Annotated in this window: 13 protein-coding genes; 11 read left to right on the top strand and 2 right to left on the bottom strand. The window is 61.1% G+C overall.

Going from position 1 to position 18,461, the window contains the following annotated elements:
* Positions 1 to 34 precede the first annotated feature (34 nt).
* The 3 genes from PLL20_00475 (at position 35) to PLL20_00465 (ending at position 2,931) form a co-directional block, all read left to right on the top strand.
* The gene (locus PLL20_00475) at positions 35 to 580 is read left to right on the top strand and encodes an adenine phosphoribosyltransferase (protein HPD28439.1); all 546 of its coding nucleotides are present in this window, start codon (positions 35 to 37) and stop codon (positions 578 to 580) included.
* Positions 581 to 601: 21 nt separating this feature from the next.
* Positions 602 to 2,038, top strand: a complete 1,437-nt coding sequence (locus PLL20_00470) for an A24 family peptidase (protein ID HPD28438.1) — start codon at positions 602 to 604, stop codon at positions 2,036 to 2,038.
* Between the two features lie 254 nt (positions 2,039 to 2,292).
* On the top strand, positions 2,293 to 2,931 hold the full coding sequence (locus tag PLL20_00465) for an OmpA family protein (protein HPD28437.1): 639 nt from the start codon (positions 2,293 to 2,295) through the stop codon (positions 2,929 to 2,931).
* A gap of 169 nt (positions 2,932 to 3,100) precedes the next feature.
* On the opposite strand, the gene PLL20_00460 is transcribed toward PLL20_00465, so the two are convergent.
* Positions 3,101 to 3,376, bottom strand: a complete 276-nt coding sequence (locus tag PLL20_00460; protein HPD28436.1) for a hypothetical protein — start codon at positions 3,374 to 3,376, stop codon at positions 3,101 to 3,103.
* A gap of 361 nt (positions 3,377 to 3,737) precedes the next feature.
* Here PLL20_00460 and PLL20_00455 point away from each other — a divergent pair, with 361 nt between their 5' ends.
* The gene (locus PLL20_00455) at positions 3,738 to 4,667 is read left to right on the top strand and encodes an HDOD domain-containing protein (protein HPD28435.1); all 930 of its coding nucleotides are present in this window, start codon (positions 3,738 to 3,740) and stop codon (positions 4,665 to 4,667) included.
* A gap of 119 nt (positions 4,668 to 4,786) precedes the next feature.
* On the opposite strand, the gene PLL20_00450 is transcribed toward PLL20_00455, so the two are convergent.
* Positions 4,787 to 5,656 carry a metallophosphoesterase gene (locus tag PLL20_00450; protein HPD28434.1) on the bottom strand — a complete coding sequence of 290 codons (870 nt, stop codon included), beginning with the start codon at positions 5,654 to 5,656 and terminating at the stop codon, positions 4,787 to 4,789.
* Between the two features lie 164 nt (positions 5,657 to 5,820).
* On the opposite strand from PLL20_00450, the gene PLL20_00445 reads away from it, so the two are divergent.
* From PLL20_00445 to PLL20_00415, 7 genes are all read left to right on the top strand, one after another.
* Positions 5,821 to 6,561 carry an ABC transporter ATP-binding protein gene (locus tag PLL20_00445; GenBank protein HPD28433.1) on the top strand — a complete coding sequence of 247 codons (741 nt, stop codon included), beginning with the start codon at positions 5,821 to 5,823 and terminating at the stop codon, positions 6,559 to 6,561.
* On the top strand, positions 6,518 to 9,457 hold the full coding sequence (locus tag PLL20_00440) for an FtsX-like permease family protein (protein HPD28432.1): 2,940 nt from the start codon (positions 6,518 to 6,520) through the stop codon (positions 9,455 to 9,457). The genes PLL20_00445 and PLL20_00440 overlap by 44 nt, the downstream gene beginning before the upstream one ends.
* A 36-nt stretch (positions 9,458 to 9,493) precedes the next feature.
* Positions 9,494 to 9,679 (top strand): hypothetical protein, encoded by a 186-nt coding sequence (locus PLL20_00435; protein ID HPD28431.1) that lies wholly within the window; start codon positions 9,494 to 9,496, stop codon positions 9,677 to 9,679.
* A gap of 176 nt (positions 9,680 to 9,855) precedes the next feature.
* Positions 9,856 to 10,437, top strand: coding sequence for a hypothetical protein (locus PLL20_00430; GenBank protein HPD28430.1), 582 nt, complete (start codon positions 9,856 to 9,858; stop codon positions 10,435 to 10,437).
* A gap of 226 nt (positions 10,438 to 10,663) precedes the next feature.
* Entirely contained in the window at positions 10,664 to 13,576 is a 2,913-nt protein-coding gene (locus tag PLL20_00425) for a GH116 family glycosyl-hydrolase (protein HPD28429.1), read from the top strand.
* Between the two features lie 44 nt (positions 13,577 to 13,620).
* Positions 13,621 to 15,051, top strand: coding sequence for a Gfo/Idh/MocA family oxidoreductase (locus PLL20_00420; GenBank protein HPD28428.1), 1,431 nt, complete (start codon positions 13,621 to 13,623; stop codon positions 15,049 to 15,051).
* Positions 15,052 to 15,108: 57 nt separating this feature from the next.
* Entirely contained in the window at positions 15,109 to 18,459 is a 3,351-nt protein-coding gene (locus tag PLL20_00415) for a DUF5107 domain-containing protein (GenBank protein HPD28427.1), read from the top strand.
* Positions 18,460 to 18,461: the final 2 nt, after the last annotated feature.

The raw sequence follows: 18,461 nt of genomic DNA, 5'->3' as shown, positions 1-18,461 counted from the left end.
ATATCGCCTCGCCGAACCCATGAGGACTGAACTGATGGTGAATCAGACTTCGACGCCCTGCGCGGCCGAATTGCTCAACCTGATCCGGGAGGTGCCGGATTACCCGAAACCCGGGATCCTCTTCCGCGACATCACACCATTGCTGCGTGATCCGGCCGGTCTGTCGCTATCCGTGGAGCTGATGACGCAGCCCTATCGCAACAGGCACATTGACATCGTCGTCGGCGCTGAGTCGCGGGGCTTCATCTTCGGTACGGCTGTGGCCCGGAACCTCTCGGCCGGCTTCGTACCCATCCGCAAACCGGGGAAACTCCCCTGCGCCAAGCGAGGCGTGACCTACGCACTGGAATACGGGACCGACACGCTGGAAATCCATGAGGACGCCATCGAGAAAGGGCAGCGGGTGCTCATGGTTGATGATTTGCTGGCAACGGGGGGTACCATGAAGGCCTGCTGCGAACTGGTGGAGCAGTTGGGCGGACGAATTATCTCGGTCGTGTTCCTGATCGAGCTGGCGGGACTGAACGGCCGGGAGAAGCTCCGGAAGTGGGACGTTTACAGCGTGTTACGTTACGACTGAACAAGCCACGGAATCAGCCGCGTGGAAACCTGGTACTGGACCATATTCGCCCTGTTGTTCGGCGCCTGCACAGGGAGTTTTCTCAACGTGGTCATCTACCGCTGGCCTCGCGGGATTTCGCTTCTTTCGCCGTCGCGCTCTTTCTGTCCGACATGCAGTCAGCCCATCGCCTGGTATGACAACCTTCCCGTCCTGAGCTACCTGCGACTGGGCGGTCGATGCCGAAGTTGCCGCAATCCCATTTCGCTGCGATACCCGTTTGTTGAACTGGCGACGATGCTCGTCTTCGTGATGACTTTCGACGCCTTTTTTGCCGCCCGACAACGTTTCGGCGTAGGTGACATGGGCGACGACTGGGTGATCCTGATCGCTCACTGGGCGTTGTGGGCCGGCATGATCGCCTTGGCGGTCATGGATCTCGAAGCCTACATGGTCGACGTCAACGTCACTTGGTCGCTCCTGCTGATCGGCCTGATCGGTCATGTCTTCTGGACGCCTCCGAGGAGCGTTGAATGGATCCGTCCGTCTCCGACGCTGGCCGCTTTTGCCTTGGCGGTCACTGTCGGTCTGGCCGTTGGTGCCTTGCTGTTTCTTCGGGGGCCGGAGGAGCCGTCCCCGGAACAATCTGCCGACGAGGAGGCGCCGGCCGCGCCGTCGGTCACATCGCCGAGAGGTCGCATTCCGATCGGCTTGCTGGTCGCTGTTGTCTTCGTGGTCGGCTATGCCGTGGCGGTTTCGCTGATGGGCGAGCAACCCCGGCTCCGTCGCCCGCAATTGCCTGACCACTCGGCCGTCTTCAGCCAGTCCGCGGAGGCTTCACAGATCGATGCCGGCGCAATTCGTCTGGCGACGGGCTTAGCATTAGCCTTCGTCGGTCTGGTACTGGCCGCCAGCCAACCAAGTCCCGAGGCCGACCAGGAAATCGTGGATGCCATCCACGAAGAGGCGCCAAAGTCCCGTCGCAACGCCTTGCTTGAATTGAGACTACTGCTGCCCGCCTTTGTCCTTGTGGGCGTTTTGATGTTTGTTCTCGCTTCCTCACAGCGGACATCATTCGAGACGCACGTCCGCGACGTTGTCCACTGGTCGCCAGCGGGGCACTGGAAACCTATTTGGGGACTCTCCACCGCGCTGAGCGGATGGGTGATCGGGGGAGCAATCGGGTGGTTTACGCGGATCGTTGGCACGCTCCTGCTGGGCAAAGAAGCGTTGGGAATGGGAGACGTTCATATCATGGCGGCCGCCGGTGCGGTCGCGGGTTGGCCAGTGGTCCTTATAGGCTTCTTTCTCGCTGCCGTGCTTGCGTTGCTGGGCCTGATTGTCATCCACTTCCGTCGTCAAAGCCGCGCTCTACCGTACGGGCCCTGGCTGGCACTGGGGTTCTTGGTCGCGAGCGTGTACCAGGATCGAATCCTGCTTTTCCTGCAGGTCCGCTGGCTGCTCGAACAATCGCTCTGAATTGCCGAAACCTCGTCACCAACAGACGGATTAACGGCACGAAGGCTAACGCACTGGTTGCAGGTGCATCTCGAATAGCGTTCCGGCTCGCCTGTGAAGCCCAAAACGGTTAGACTTGTCAGCACTGAAGGAATACCTTTTTTCTTCAGGTTGCAGAGGGGATTGACGATGGCGATACATCGAAGGACCATTGTGGAATCGGATGAAACTGTTGTCTTGTGAGCGGTACGGGACGCAAAGAAAGGAGACATGCCATGGCGCGTCTGGTTTCCAGTCTGGTGAGGCTGTTTTCCCTCGTATTGGTCATTTCGTTGTTCGGCTGCTCCGATCAGCTCAAGCAATGCCAGCAGGATCTGACGACCGCAAATGACCGGGTGCAGGAATTGCAGAAGCTCTACGATCAGGCCGAGCGCGCTCGCATGGCGGCCGAGGACGAAGTTACTGCTCTGAAAGCCGAACGAGACCGCCTCAAGGGTGAGCTGGCCAAGAAACCCGAGGGTTGGGACAAGGTGCCCGGAGGGGCATTGATCAACATCGAAGGCGACATTCTGTTCGATTCCGGAAAGGCCGAGCTGCGCAAAGAAGGGATGCCGACTCTGGACAAGATCACCGATGCGATCAAGCAGCGGTACCCCAACCACGAGATCTACATCTTCGGTCATACGGACAACGACCCGATCGAAAAGAGCAATTGGAAAGACAACTACGAACTAAGCTGCCAGCGGTCGCTGACCGTTTTGCGTTATCTCAAGAACGCCGGCGTTCGAAACTACCTGGCGGCCTGTGGCTGGGGCGAGACGCGTCCGGCGCAGACCAACGACACCGAGGAAGGCAAACAAGCCAATCGCCGCGTGCAGATCTTCGCTCTGGATCCCAAGCTTCGCGGCCAATGAAAGTGCGGCCCGCATCAGCGGCAACATGACGGGCTCGAGAGAGCTGCTAAAGACAACAGACCGACCTGCACGGGAGCCTATCTTTCGTGCGGGTCGGTTGTTTCTTTGGGCAAACGGTGGTCGTGCCGGACAATCTCAGTGGATGAGAGCAGGACCGGTTGCCGACCTTTCAGAACATCCCCAGCGGAATGCGATCGGGTGTGATCTTGCCGACGACAAAGGGCCTCTCGACGGCCGCGGCCTGGACCTCGGCCGCTACCTGTTGAGAACCCATGACCAAGGCTTCTTCCAGGCTGCGACAGGCAGGCACGGTGACCGAGGGGTCCTCGCACTCGAAGTGCCACTGCCCCCGATGGTAGGCGAGTTGAACAGGCACCGGCTTGCTGATCGCCAAAGCGTTGGCTTTCTGCTCGACCTCGATGGTTAGATTGACCCTGAAATCCATTTCTGACGGCTCCCTGCGGCGAGGTTCGTTCATCTTCCTCGGGTTCTTCCATCGGCTGATTTCGTGCGGCAGGTGCGATAAAAGCGGCAATGCGAACGCAGGAATTCCAGAGCACCCCATCCAAACGTTGCCCTGCCTATTGTGCCCCTGAGTAAGTACCGTCGCCTCAGGCCCTATAATCCCAAGACCGGATTCATGCCTGGGTGCAAGCCCTCGGGAGAGGCATGCGAAAACACCATTCTTTGGCTCAGCCTGCTAACCCGACGGCATTTTCGGACCGATCCAACGGATAACAAGACATTGCCCCGACGAAGTGTCGGGCGTCCGAATTGACGGGTCTGTACGCGGGTTGGGAGTACCGATGGACACCACAGTTCTGGAACTGATCAAACGCTCTGCGGCGATCCCGTCGATGCCGCAAGTGGCGGTGCGATTCCTCGAGATCATACAAGACCCGGATTTCGATTACCGCGAAGTGGTCGAGGTCTTGTCTTCCGACCCCGGGACGACCTGCGAGATACTGAGATTGGCGAACTCCGCCTTGTTCGGCGTCACGCGCAAAGTCACCGCATTGCCGCATGCAATGACCCTGCTGGGCATCAAGCGAATCCGCTCGTTGGTCCTCGGGCGATACATTGTCGAGAGCCTGAACAGAAACGGATGCGCAAGCATCGAACCGGCCTATTATTGGCGACGATCGCTGACGGCCGCGGTTCTCGCGGCCCGGCTCGCGGACGCGATCCTGCCCGACCGACGCGAAGAAGCGTTTATCTCAGGATTGCTGGCCGATGTGGGGATCGTCATTCTGGATGCCGCGTTTCCGGACAAGTACCGTACAATCGCCGAGCAATACCGCCCTGGAGGCAACCCCGATCTGGCTCTGACTGAAGAAATCCTGCTTGGCACCACCCACGGTAAGGTTTCCGCGACGGTGCTGGATCACTGGAAGTTGCCGGAAGCCATCTGCGAGGCCGTTCATTGGCACTCATGGGAATGCCGCGAGCAAGGTCGAAATGCCCTGGCCGATCTGACGGGTGCGGCCAACCGGATCAGCACATGGGTATGCGAAGCCCCGACGGACCTCGACGCGGTCGTCGCAGACTGCCGCGAAATCGCGCATGTCCTGAATCTGGCACCGGAGACGCTGGCTCGCTGCCTCATGGAGATTGAGGAACACGTTTCGGATCTCTCGTCGCTGCTCAGGATCGAGGTCGTCTCCTCACAAATGTATGAAGTCATCACCACACGAATCAGTGAGGGGCTGACCCATCTCGAAACGGTGGAGGTATAGGCGAGGGTTCAGGCAGTCCGGCGACCCGCGGAGTCCTGCGCGGAGGCGCCCGCGCGGGGCTGTCTCTCGACGGCCCCTCGTGACTCCCCTCGCGGCATCCTCAAGGCTCTGCCGCTGATCTACACTTCTACGATCTCATAGCGTTTGGATATGTAGGTGCAACCGACGTCGACGCAATCGATATGTCCGATTCGCATGCGGTGCTCGCGATGGCTGTGGCCGCAGAACACGTATCGCACCTTCGGGCATCGCAGAAGGAGCTCGCCGAAGCGCGTACTTCCCAGGAAGGCTGACCCGAACGCCCAGCCAGGGTGGTCTTGATGCGGAACCAGCTCCTCAAAGGGCAGGTGATGGATACCGAAAATGATCGTGCGGCAGATCCGCTCCAGTTGCCGCAGGTGGGCATCGGCGCGTTCGACCAACCGCCGGCAGAAATCGACGTCGCTCATCGGGAGGCGCACGTGCTCGCCGTCCATCCAGCGCGTTCCGATGCGCAAAGCCTCTTCAGGGACATCCGAGAGGTCTGCCACCAGATGGGCGTATTCATCCAGGCGAGAGGCCGCGCCAGGGGCGATTTTGGCTTCGTAAAATCGCAGCGGGATGTGCAATTGCTCCGAGCGGAAACTGTAGTCATACCAGCCGATCGAACCGGCCAGGCCGACGCCGTCCACCTCGGCCGGGGCCAGGCCGAGATCGTGAAACCCTGCATCTTGACAGATTTGGGGCAACACCCGCTCTAAGCGGTCAAGGGAGTCCTCGCCGGGATTGGTCCAGATGTCGTGGTTGCCTGCAACGAAGAATCTGCGACCCTTGAATCTGTCGAAAAGATGAAGGCCATCGCGTACAATATCGGGGTCCCGGCCGCCGACGTCGCCGAGAACCAGCAGCGCGTCGGCATCGAGTCCGCAGATCTGCTCGGCCACTCTGCGGGCCGGCGCCATGCTGCGGGCAATGTCGTAATGAAGGTCGGCAGTAACCACAAGCCTCATGCGGTACCTCCGGGCGGTGAGTGTACCCCAGGCAGCAGAAGGCCACAACGTGAAGGAATTGCAGGGAGCTTTGGCCTGGCACGTAGGGGCTCTGGAAGTCCCTGGCCATCCCTTTGGGGCATGAGCGTTGAATCGAAACCGCTCCTGCGGGGTCTGAGAGAATCATGACCGACGTCCTGGAGATTGAGAACCTTCACAAGAGCTTCCGACTGGGCAGCCAGGTAATCCGGGCATTGAACGGCGTTTCGCTCTCGGTGGCCCAGGGCACGCTGGCAGCCATCATGGGGGCCAGCGGTTCGGGCAAGAGCACGCTTCTTCACATGGCGGGCGGGCTTGACCTGCCCGACTCGGGAACCGTGAGAATCGAGTCCAAGGATTTGACGCGCATGTCCGACCGTCAGCGGACGCTGTTTCGGCGAAAGCGCATAGGCATCATCTTCCAGGCTTACAACCTGCTGCCTACTCTCACGGCCGAGGAGAACGTGGCCGTGCCCCTTCTGATCGACGGCCTGAACAGCAGCCAGATCAGATCTCGCGTGGCGGAAATGATTCGACTGGTGCACCTGGAGCATCGCGCCGGCCACAGACCACAGGCGATGTCGGGAGGCGAACAGCAGCGCGTGGCGATCGCACGGGCTCTACTCAATGACCCGGCCCTGATCCTGGCCGACGAGCCGACGGGCAACATCGACTCGATCAGCGCGGTCGAGGTGTGGGAACTGCTCCGTCGGCTGGCCCATGAGATGGGCAAGACGGTTCTGATGGTCACGCACGAGGCCGCGGCGGCCTCCTACGCAGACAGGATTTACGTGCTCAAAGACGGACAGATCATCGGTAGGATCGAGGGAATAAAACCAAGTGATGCGGCACTGGTCGCAAGTCGGTATACGGAACTGGCGCGTTAAGCCGGGGCGAACCGCCGGAGCCGTCGGGGCCATTGCCCTCGGCGTGGGCGTGGTCATCTGGGTAACCAGTGCCTATGAATCGGTGCGCCTGTCGCTGGAAGACCAAGTCTGGCTCTGGATCGGGCGAAGCCATTTGTCGGTGGAATCCGTCTTCGGGCAAAACGGTCAGGTCAATCAACATCTGGCGGACAAGATCGCCGCCTTGCCGAATGTCGCTCACGTTACCTGCTGCCTGCAATACTACATGTACCTGCAACCGTTGATCGAAGACCCTGAAACCAGGAAGCTTGTGGAGGGCAGCGGTGTCTCGGTGATGGCCATGGGCATCGAGCCGGCAACGGAGTACCACTTCCGGCAATACCGCAGGGAGCGTCCTGGAAACGGTGGTCGCCTTCTGACAGTGGACGACGCGGACGGCCTGCTGGTGGAACGTCAACTCGCCGAGCAGACAGGTCTGGCGATCGGGAGCAAGGTCCTGATTCGCTGCCGCGGTCCGGAATGGATCAAAGCGACCGAGCAGTCCGCGGTTTTTACGATTGTCGGCGTCATCGAACACCGGCGGGTGGCCAAGCAGCAGCCTCCGCTGATCGTCGGGCGTCTTGACCGCATGCAGGAACTGTCGCAGATCAGCAAGGATGTTGCCCGCGTCACCCGCATTGACATCCTGCTCCATGACTACTCTCAGAAGGCGCTGCGCGCCACACAGCAACAGGTCCGCCAGATCGTGGACCGCGACAAACAGGGCTTCCTGGTGAATTCCAGCGAGGCAAAGCTCGCACAGGTGGAGGATGCGGAGCAGCAAACGGCGTTTGTCATGGGCCTGCTGTCGAGCGTAGCACTGCTGACCGGCTTTTTCATCATCCTGTCGACGCTGAGCATGGGAATGGTGGAACGAATCGCTCAGCTCGGTATGCTCCGGTGCCTGGGCATGACGCGGACGCAGACGGCCATGATTGTACTGGCCGAGGCCCTGCCCGTAGCGTTGACCGGCGTCCTGGCGGGTGTCCCGATCGGTGCAGGATTGGCCGGGCTCAGCGTGTGGCTGGCGCCGGAATACATTGGTCAATGGGTCATCAGCCGGCCAGGCATGGTTCTGGCCCTGGCCGGCGGTCTCATCACGACGCTTGCCGGAGCAGCCATTCCCGCGGTCCAGGCGATGCGCGTCTCACCGCTGGCCGCCTCTCGACCGCAGTCTCAGCCGGCTCCCGGGCTGGTGACCTGGACGGCTGGAGCTGTGGGGCTGGCAATGATGGCCGGGTACTTCTACGCCATTCTGTGGACGCCGTTGATCCAGCATCTCCGACACCCGGCTTATCCACTTGTGCTGATCTCGCTCCTCTACGGCGGGTGTGCACTGATCATGCCCGCCGCCATTCGACTTGTCGGGCAGGCGGCCGTAATGGCCGCCGCCGCCGTGCTGCGTGTTCAATGGCGTCTGCTGAGCGACCAGGTCGGCCGGGCGGCGTGGCGATCCGCGGCCATCTGCTGCGGGCTCATGGTGGGCCTCTCGCTGATCGTCTCGCTCGTGGTATTCGGCAAGTCCATAGCCGGCGGCTGGGATTTCCCGAGCCAGTTCGCCGAGGCGTTCGTGTTCATCAGTCCGCCGGTGGACAGGCAGAAAGCCCGACGGCAGGTACAAGACTTCAAAGGCGTGAAGTCAAGCTGCCTGGTGAATGAGGGTTTGCGTTGCACAGTCTTCGGCCGGAGTCTGTTCTACTTCCCCTGGTGCACGTTCGTCGCCGGTGATCCGGATGAATTCTTCAGAATCGCGAAGCTGGAGTTCGTGCAAGGCAACCAGCAAGACGCCGAGGCCAAGCTGCGTAAGGGCGGTTACATCCTGGTGACGCCCGAATTCACGCGCACCTATATGGTCGACGTCGGCGACACGGTCAATATCCGCATGAATGAGGCCAAACGAAGAATGCACCGCTTCGAGATCGGGGGAGTGGTGACATCGCCCGCGCTGCAGATCGCCGCCAACTACTTCAACGCCAGCGGAATGCTCACACAACATTCCGCGTTCGTGGTCATGGGCACCTTCGAGGACGCCCGACGGTTGTTCGAAGTTCCCGATGTAGCCAGCATGTTTCTGATCAACTTCGATCTGCCCCAGACATCTCCGCCGGCCGAGTTTGCTGAAGAAATGCCTCCGCGAGTAAGCGATGCCGGCGCGCTGGCCGACATGCTCGAAACCTGGCGTGCCTCGTTGCCGGAGCGATCTGAGGAACTGGACCGGATCGTCGAGCAATGCAGGCCTCTGCGAACCGCCGGCATGCCGATTCATTGGCTCCAGGTACCGCTGCTTCGGGTATTTCAGGAATCGCTGCTCAGCGGCCCGAACCCCGCCTGGGCGGACCTCACACCCGAACAACGGTGGCGCACGTTCCGGGAAGAACTGGTCATGCAGCTTCTGGCGGCCAAGGTCGGCTCGTCGAGCCCCCTGCACGCCTCAGCCCGGGCACTGAAGGATCAGATTGATCGTGATATTCAACGGGCCATGCTCCTTTTTGCCAGCGTCCCCACGGTGGCCCTGTTCATCGCCGCCTTAGGAGTGGCCAATCTGATGATGGCCAATGTCACCAGTCGAACGAGGCAGATCGCGATGTTACGGGCGGTGGGTGCGACCAAGTGGCAGGTCGGACGCCTGGTGATCGGCGAAGCCTTGGTGCTGGGACTGCTGGGCAGCCTGGGAGGAGTCGCGGTCGGGCTCCTTGCCGCCCACGGAGTGAACAAGATTGTGTACAAAGTGTGGGGCTTTGCTCTGGAGACCACGGTGCCATGGCATTGGGTCGGGTTAGGCGTGGCCTTCACCGCGGCCATCTGCCTGATTGCCGGCCTTCTGCCCGCCCGATATGCCTCGCGAAACAACATCATCGACGCGATGCAAACGACCTGAAGTGGTGATCGGAAGTCGTGCTTTGGGAGCAAGAACTTGAATATGACCGTGCACGCTGTCTCGTTTGCGTCGGCTACTCTTTTCTTTGCCGGTCTTGCCGCAGGCACGGAGAAGACGATCGTCCGCTTCCGGCTGATGGACACCGCTGCCGGACAGACCACCCCAGCCATGGTCTGTGTCGCCGGTGCCAGTGACGGCGAGGCCCGAAATCGCAGGCGATAACACGCCACGCGGCGAGGGGGTTCTGACAGGCTGGCCAAGGCCAGGGCATTCTACGATGATCTGCGACGGAAGCTGAATAAGGGAAAGTGAACCGCCAAAGCGCCAAGAAGAAGAGGTGGCATGAGCTCGCCGCAGCGGGCTCGTTGAATCGGCTGGGGTGAAACGCTTAAACAGTCATGACCGGCAAACGAAAACGGCCTATCGCCCTCCTCATGGTCCTTGGCGTCATCGCGGCGACGTTTTATTTCTGTTTCATTGACCGAGCCTGGCGACATACGGAAAGACACGGATGGGTTCTCGACTTCTCGTACGTGCGCCTGGCATGCCCGACCTGTCTGGGCCGCATCGAGAGGCTCGAGTACAAAGGGCAACCTATCAAGGCACCGGCGGACTCGCATCTCCGCATCTCGCTGCTGACACCCGTTGTCTCGGTGGAGTCTTGGGACGAGCAGGGCCGATGGCGGTATCATGGCGACGAGCGCGTCGCCATGGTTACTGGAGAACCGTTGTCGGAGGAGACGATCTCGGAAGGCTTTTACACTGTCGATCTCTCAATACGAGGAGGTTTTCCGCGCCGTCGACCGGGGACGCCGGAATCATGGTGCATGTTGTGCCGTTGGGATATCGCCAAAGGCTACTGGCTGGCCCCGGAAAAGTATCAGCAGCTCTTGCAGATGCTGCTGAATGACGGGCCGCAGGAAACCAGGCAAGAGCAGGCTGAGAGATCGACAACAGGGTCGGCACCGGCGGAGAATTGAGGCCCGGACGGCCAAAAGTTGTGGCGACGCCCGGATCTCGGCGCCGCCGCCGTCGGGCCCGGATCCCGCAACGATCAGTGGCAAAGAGATTCGCCGCCGAAGCGGTGCGAGAAAGGTTTCTTGGACCAGCAGGCTTTGCGGACTCGTCCCCGGGGAATTCGCTTTCCTGCTTTCCCGGCGTGTTGGCGGTTTGCTTTTCGCCACCTTTGTTTGCAGTAGGTGAACGATGACAAGAATCCGTATCTGGACATGTGCGGCAATCCTGCTCGGCTCAACCCCGGCATTCTCGGAGATCGAACGCTGGTACATGAACGAGGAGTGGTACGACTGGCACGCGGCTTCGGAGTTTGCGGTCGACAAGATCGGGCTCGTGAGCGTCGAGGTCCATTTTGTCGGGCCGGGGGCGGTGACGCCGCGAGGGCTGTACATCCGCGGCGATGCCGACCAGCCGCTCGAGCGAATCGAGGTCCTGGGTTTCAAGGACCATCGCAAGGAGCCCTGGAAGTACGAGCCGGCCGTCATCAAGGCCGAAGGGACACCCACAGGCAAGAAGTGGGTTCGTTTGGCCACCGGGGCCAACCCGCGAGGCTTTGAGCTATTGACGCTCAAGCTCCCGCTGGGCTCCGACTCATCGGTTCCCAAGTTCGATTACGTGTGTGTAAGCCCCAACGAGCGTTACATCGCCCACGGCCGGGCGGAGCGATGGATCCGCGACCGTGAAAAGGGCAAGGAGGTCCGCTGCGGCATGCCCCTGGGCGGCATCGGGGCCGGCAAGATCGAAATCGCCCGCGACGGCTCGTTTCGCAATATCACCACCAACAACAACATCGACACGCCGTTCTACCATCCCGACCTGTGCTTCATGGCCGCGAGCGTGAACGGGCACGCGAGAATCCTGCGCGACGAACCTGCTGTCGGCTTGACGCCGGTTGAGAAGATCGATTTCAACGCCCGTTATCCGATCGCCCAAATGACTTTCACCGACAAGGCATGGCCGATTCCCATCGCGCTCACTGCCTGGTCGCCGATCATCCCCGGCAACATCAACGACTCGTCGTTGCCTGCGGCTGTACTTGAGTTTAAGTTGGAGAACACAACCAAGCACAGACAGTATGTGGCCGTCGCGGTCTCATGGGAGAACCTGATCGGCTCCGGCGGCCGACCTCAGCCAGGGAGTCTGTGGGGCAAGACCGGCCACTATCTTCGGTTCCGCGAGGATGAGGGCAATACGACGACCTCATTCAGCGGAGGCATGGATGGTCCGCCGGCCGGCTTCATTTTCAGCGGCGGACCGAAAACGGAGAAAGACTCGCAAGGGAATCATGCGCTGATGGTATGGCTTCCTGACTTCATGGGCGAGTTCGGTCCGGGCTGGACACTCATGCCCTACAATGCGGAGACTGGTCCGCGAGAGTGGAAGGATTTTGGGCGGCTTCCCCCACATGACCTGCGAAACGTATCGCCACAACCTCATACGGCCGGCGGAGTCTCCATCAGGGGCGAGTTGTTCCCCGGCGAAACAGTAGTTGTTCCCTTCATACTCACCTGGTACATGGACCACTTCCATCAGCTCGGCAAGGAGGATCTCGGCCACTACTACCACAACCGCTTCAAGAACGTACGGGAGGTTGCGGAGTACGTGCTCAAGAATCGTGAACGTCTGTTCGGGGAGACCAAGGCTCTCCACGACCTCTTCGACCGCAGCAACCTCCCCGCCTGGTTCAACGACATGCTGCTCAACGACCTCTATGTTCTCAGCACCGACACCTGGCTGACCAAGGACGGCCGCTTCAGCGTCAACGAAGGCGCGACCAGCATGTTCGGTTGCATGGGTACCATGGATCAGAAGCTCTACGCTTCACACCACCTGGCCCTGCTCTTCCCGCAGCTTCAGAAGCAGGAACTCCGCCAGTTCGGGCAACTGCAGAACGACAACGGTGGCATCACCCACGACCTGGGCACAGCCGACTTCGCCGCCAAGCTCAAGGCCTTCGACTGGCCGGACCTGTGCTCTGCGTTCAGCATTTTGTCGTACCAGGTATATCGCTATACCGGAGACAAAACCTTCTGGGAAGAGATGCGGCCCAAGGTGCTCAAGGCCATCGACTGTCTGGCCGGCGACTGGGACCCGGACAGACTTGGCGTCCCCGGACGTGGCAGCACCTTCGACGATGAAGACAGCTACCGCATTTTCAGCTACACCACCGGCCTGTACCTGTGCACTTTGAAGCTTGCGATGACCATCGCCCGCGAGATGGGCGATGACAAGCTGCTGGCCACGTACCAAGCCCGCTACGACCGGGCTCGCGACCTGGCGATGAAGGAGCTATGGACGGGCAACTACTTCCGCTACGGCTCATCGCCGCCTCCGGAGAACAAGAGGACGGACGCCAGCCATTTCTCGCAGATGGCCGGCGAGTTCTGGTGCCGTCTGCTCGGCTTCGACGGCATCTTCGACGAGCAGGTCCGCCAGACCGCCCTGTCCAACACGCTCGCCCTGCATTGGAACGAGAACTTCAAGCTGCCACCCAAGATCGTCACCCCCGACGGCCGGCTCTTCCCTCGCGACGGCGAGCACCGTAACGCTCCGGTGAGCTGGCCGATGCACTCGCGGGCCCTGCTGTGCGGCAGCGCGTTCCTCTTCGACATGGCCCCGACCGGCTGGGACCTGATCAAGGCCATGCGCGACAACATCATCGCCGCGAACGGCCCGGACCCGTGGGACCAGAGCCTCTACTACGACCCGATCACCGCCCGGATCGACTGGGGCGTCTTCTACATGACCGCCCCGGCCAGTTGGCTGGCCTACCAGGCCCTGGCCGATACGCATTACGACGCCGTCAGCGGCACTTTGACCCTCAGGCCGAGAGCTCTGGCCAAAGTCTGCCCCGGCAAATGGCCGATCATCACACCAACGTTTTGGGCGATCGGCGAGGTGTCAGCCGACGGCAAGAAGCTGTCGGTTGACGTCACGAAGACCTTCGCTGATGGTATGGCGGTCAACAAGATTCTGGCCGATGGCGAGATCGAGCAGGTGTGGGTGACTTCGTCAGAGCCCGGCAAGCAGATTGAGAAGGTGAGTATGCGAGATCTGATGCCTCTGCGAGCGGGCCTGCGATGCCAGATCACGCTGAAGTGAGGTCTTCGGGAGCCTCATCCGGCCGGCAGATGGAGAATCATGAGATGAAGAAGAATATCTCACGTCGAACGGTGCTTGCTCGTGCCGGCGCGGCTGCCGTTGGCGCCGCGTGGGCCCGCACGTTGGTCGGCCAATCGACTCGTCCAGTGGGCTCGTCGCTCGGTGCGGGTGAGCGCGTCGGGGTAGGTTTGATCGGCTGCGGCCAGCGCGGCTGGCAGCTTCTCGATCTGTTGCTCCGGCAGGAGGATGTCGACATTCCCGCAGTCTGCGATGTCGACTCGGAACGGGTGGGTTTGGCAGCTCAGCGCGTCGAGAAGGCCGGTCGTCGCAGACCCGACGCAGTCGCTGATTTTCGCAAGATGCTTGACCGCTCGGACGTCCACGCCGTGGTCATTGCCACGCCTGATCATTGGCACGCCGTTCAGCACGTCTATGCCTGCACGGCCGGTAAGGACGTTTATGTTGAGTCGCCTGTCGGCCACAATGTCCTCGAGGGGGCGGCGATGGCCCGAATAACAAGGAAGCACTTCCGAGTCGTCCAAGTCGGCATGCAGCACCGATCGGCCGCTTGGTTCCGTGACGCGGTACAGCAAGTGCGGGCAGGCACACTGGGCAAGATCGCCCAGACTCGCAGTTGGAACTTTGCGAAGCTCAAGCCGGTGCCCCCTTCCGACGACGCTCAACCGCCGGCGTCCCTCGACTATGACAAGTGGCTCGGCCCCGCCCCGGTGCGGCCGTACAACCCGGGGCGCACCCACGGCCTGTTTTACAACTGGTGGGAATACGGCGGCGGCATGCTAACTCGCTGGAACGTTCACTACCAGGATCTGATCCACTGGGCGATGCGGGTTAACGGCCCGGTGAGCGTCACCGCCGTCGGCGGTAACCAGGGTCTCGGTGATTTCCGCGAGACGCCGGACACGATGGAGGTGATCTTCGAGTATGACACGCAACTCCTGCCGCGTCCGGGCCGTTTCACGCACGTCTACTCACTGAGACTGGGTAACGGGCACGCCGTGTGGGGTCCGCCGGTGCCTGCACACAACGATATGTTCGATGCGATCAGCTCCATGCACAGCGGGGCGCTCTTCCACGGTGAAGAGGCGACTCTCCTGGTCGATCGGCGCGGGTCGGCGGTGCTCCCTGCCGCACTGCGTCAGGACAAACCGATTGACACGGCCCCCGTCGAGAACGCCAATCCACCGTTCGATGCGTTGACCCTGGCACACCTCCAGGATTTCGTGAGCTGTGTGCGGACCCGTGCGGAGCCGAAAGCCTCCATCGAGGTCGGCCAGTACGCCGCCGCCGCCTGTCACCTGGCTAATATCGCATATCGCACGGGCCGCAGGATCTACTCCAAGCCCGGTGAACTGGCTTGTTTCGCCGATTCGACGTATGAGACGGTTGACACGCAGGCCACGGAGATGCTCCGTCGCACCGCCTATCGCGAGCCCTACGGGCCACCAAGAACCTGATGCTACGGCAGAACCCTCAGACGACCCGAGCCGGTGACGGCAAGGAGGAAGGCGAACGTGATCAGACGCGGCAAGCGGCTCAATCTTGCGGCAACCTGCGGTTTGACTCTCGTGCTTTCGACCGGCGCGGCCCATGGCGATGTCAGGGTCTGGGAAGAGCAGGTGGTCGTCCCGACCTACCGGGTGGGCGCGCCGGATCCCAATCCGATCTTCTATTCGAAGGAGTCCTATCAGGGTGCTCAGAAGCGAGTCTATCCCTATGCTCTTCAGGATCGCCTCACCCACGTTCGCGAAGAGCGGTCGTACACGGCCCTGAACCTCGAAAACCAGTACGTGAAGCTGACCGTACTGCCGGAGATCGGCGGGCGGCTGTTTGCCGCGACCGATAAGACCAACGGCTACGATTTCTTCTATCGCCAGCACGTGATCAAGCCGGCCTTTATCGGAATGCTCGGAGCCTGGATCTCCGGCGGTGTCGAGTGGTGTGCCTTTCACCATCATCGGAACACAACCTTCATGCCCGTGGACTACTGCCTCGCGGAGGACCCCGACGGCAGCAAAACGATCTGGCTTGGGGAAACCGAACGGCGGCACCGGATGAGATGGCTGGTCGGCCTGACACTCCACCCGGGCAGATCTTACGTTGAGGCGACTGTCAAGCTCTTCAATCGCACGCCGCAGCCGCATTCGATCCTCTATTGGGCGAACGTGGCCGTCCATGTCAACGAGGACTACCAGATCATCTTCCCGCCCAGCGTGCAGGTGGTGACCCACCACTCGAAGATCGACTTCACGACATGGCCCATCGCACAGGGTCGGTACCTCGGACGCGATTACACCGGCGTCGACTTGAGCTGGTGGAAGAACATGCCGAACCCAAACTCGTTCTTCGCGTGGAACCTGCAAGAGGACTTCATGGGCGGTTATGATCACGGCCGACAGGCGGGCGTGGTGCATGTCGCTAATCATCACCTGGTATGCGGGGCCAAGGTCTGGGAGTGGGGCAAGGGCGAAGCCGCTCGTCTGTGGGACAGCATCCTGACCGACAACGACGGTCCCTACGTCGAACTCATGGTCGGGGCTTGGTCGGACAACCAGCCGGACTACAGTTGGATCAAGCCGTATGAAACCAAGGTCATCAAGCAATACTGGTATCCTGTTCGCCAGATCGGCGGCTTCAAGAACGCCAACCTGAACGGCGCAGTTAACCTGGAACTGAAGCCGGACAACCAACTGGCGTTCGGGTTTCACGCGACGACGAAGCACGACAACGCCAAGGTAATCCTGAGCGCGGCCGGCACAACTCTCTTCGAGCAAACCGTCGAGATAGGACCCGAGAAGCCTTTTGCCCGGGAGATCGCGGTTCCGGCGGGCGTGAGCCGGGCCGATCTGCGGGCGGTGCTGATTTCGGCCGACGGTCGGGAACTCATTGCGTACCAACCGGTCCAACGCGAGCCGGTCAAGGAGTTGCCCGCCGTCGTGAAGGCTCCTCCGGGACCCCAGGAGATCAAGAATATCGAGGAATTATACCTGACCGGCCTGCGAATCGAGCAGATCCATAACCCCGGCGTCAACCCCGACGACTACTACCGCGAGGCATTGAAACGCGACCCGGGCGACACCCGCTGCAACACCATTCTTGGGGTTCGCGCCAACAAGAGAGGCTTGTACGAGGAGGCTGAAAAGCACCTGCGGCGGGCAATCGAGCGACTTTCGGCAGCGTACACCCGCCCGGGCGACACTGAGGCGTATTACCAACTCGGCTTGTCGCTGCGCGCTCAGGGCAGGTGTGACGAAGCGTACGACAACTTCTATCGGGCATCCTGGGACCAGGCCTTTCACTCGGCGGCGTTTAATCAGCTTGCGGAGCTTTCCTGTCGAGAAGGTGCGTTCGTGGAAGCGAGGGAGCAGATCGAGCGGTCGCTCTCGACCAACACCCTGAACAACAAGGCCCGCAGTCTCCAATCGCTGGTTCTGCGAAAGCTTGGGGACTATCAGGCCGCCAAGGCGTCATCGTCCGCAGCGTTGGCCAATGATCCGCTCGACTTCTTCGCCCGCAACGAACTGTACCTGGCCCTGGCCGCTGAGAAGGCCCCCAATGCCGCGGCGGACGTACTGGTCGAGCTGAGACGCCTGATGCGGGACGAAGTGCAATCTTATCTCGAGCTAGCCACCGACTACATGAACTGCAGCCAGTGGAACGAGGCGATCGAGGTGCTCCGTCGGCCGATCGAGACGAAGATGCCCTTCGCCGCGACCTATCCGCTTGTGCATTACTACCTCGGATACCTTTACGAGCAGAAGGGGAACCCAGCGCAGGCCCATGAGTCCTACACGCGGGCCGCGGCAATGCCGAGCGACTACTGTTTCCCTTTTCGGCTGGAGACGGCGGACGTTCTCAACGCAGCCATTCGGGCAAATCCCTCCGATGCCCGAGCCCACTACCATCTGGGCAATCTGCTGTTTGATCTTCAGCCTGAAGCGGCGATCGCGTGCTGGGAAAAGTCGGCCGCGATCGATGATCAGTTCGCCATGGTGCATCGTAATCTGGGATGGGCCTGCCACCGGGTTCTCAATGACGTCGGCCGTGCGATCGAGTGCTACGAGAAGGCCGTCACCCGCAACCCGATGGATCCGCGGCTGTTCTTCGAGTTGGACGGTCTATACGAAACAGCAAACGTGGATCCTGCGCGTCGCCTGGCAGTCCTGGAGAAGAACCATGAGGTCGTTCGGCAGCATCAAGACAGCCTGCTTCGTGAGATCATGGTGCTCGTGCTGGTCGGGCGATACGAGCAGGCCATTGACCACCTGTCAAAGAGTCAATTCCACGCCCGCGAGGACACAGGCCACGTTTACGAAACATACGTTGATGCCCATCTGCTACGAGGCCTGACATTGCTGAGAGTCGGCAGGAACGTCGAGGCTCTGGCCGATTTTCAGCGAGCGGCCGAGTCGCCGAAGAATCTCGCGACGCCGCGGAACAACCTCCGCGTCCCCGAGATCGCCTACCATACGGCAATGGCGCGAAAAGCTCTCGGTGAAACCGCCAAGGCCGGGGAGGCCTTCGAGGAAGGCGCCTCGCACCCAGGCTCGGCCTCGATCCCGCAGACCCGGTACTGCCACGCGCTCTGCCTGGCGGAGCTGGGCAAGGCTGACGAGGCCGCGAAGGTGTTCGACGATCTCATCAGGACCGGCAAGGAGAAGCTGACGACCAGAACCGACGAGCCCGACTTCTTTGCCAAATTCGGCGAGCAGGAGGCGACCAACGCGCGCGCCGCATCGGCTCACCTGTCCATCGGCCTGGGCCTGCTGGGCAAGGGAAAACCCTCGGAAGCCAAACAGGAGTTCGAGCAAGCCGTCAGGCTTAATCTGGGCAATGTGTGGGCGGCGTACTACCTGCGCCCATAGAA

The organism is Phycisphaerae bacterium, from assembly GCA_035384605.1.
Lineage (GTDB): Bacteria > Planctomycetota > Phycisphaerae > UBA1845 > PWPN01 > JAUCQB01.
The sequence above is the reverse complement of the archived record's forward strand: the minus strand, read 5'-3'. Positions and strand labels throughout refer to the sequence as shown.

What these genes read in the sequence shown, in the direction of transcription:
- PLL20_00465 (HPD28437.1), top strand. Translation starts at nt 2,293, where the DNA reads ATGGCGCGTCTGGTTTCCAGTCTGGTGAGGCTGTTTTCCCTCGTATTG.
- PLL20_00475 (HPD28439.1), top strand. Translation starts at nt 35, where the DNA reads ATGGTGAATCAGACTTCGACGCCCTGCGCGGCCGAATTGCTCAACCTG.
- PLL20_00430 (HPD28430.1), top strand. Translation starts at nt 9,856, where the DNA reads ATGACCGGCAAACGAAAACGGCCTATCGCCCTCCTCATGGTCCTTGGC.
- PLL20_00450 (HPD28434.1), bottom strand. Translation starts at nt 5,656, where the DNA reads ATGAGGCTTGTGGTTACTGCCGACCTTCATTACGACATTGCCCGCAGC.
- PLL20_00425 (HPD28429.1), top strand. Translation starts at nt 10,664, where the DNA reads ATGACAAGAATCCGTATCTGGACATGTGCGGCAATCCTGCTCGGCTCA.
- PLL20_00445 (HPD28433.1), top strand. Translation starts at nt 5,821, where the DNA reads ATGACCGACGTCCTGGAGATTGAGAACCTTCACAAGAGCTTCCGACTG.
- PLL20_00420 (HPD28428.1), top strand. Translation starts at nt 13,621, where the DNA reads ATGAAGAAGAATATCTCACGTCGAACGGTGCTTGCTCGTGCCGGCGCG.
- PLL20_00440 (HPD28432.1), top strand. Translation starts at nt 6,518, where the DNA reads ATGCGGCACTGGTCGCAAGTCGGTATACGGAACTGGCGCGTTAAGCCG.
- PLL20_00460 (HPD28436.1), bottom strand. Translation starts at nt 3,376, where the DNA reads ATGGATTTCAGGGTCAATCTAACCATCGAGGTCGAGCAGAAAGCCAAC.
- PLL20_00455 (HPD28435.1), top strand. Translation starts at nt 3,738, where the DNA reads ATGGACACCACAGTTCTGGAACTGATCAAACGCTCTGCGGCGATCCCG.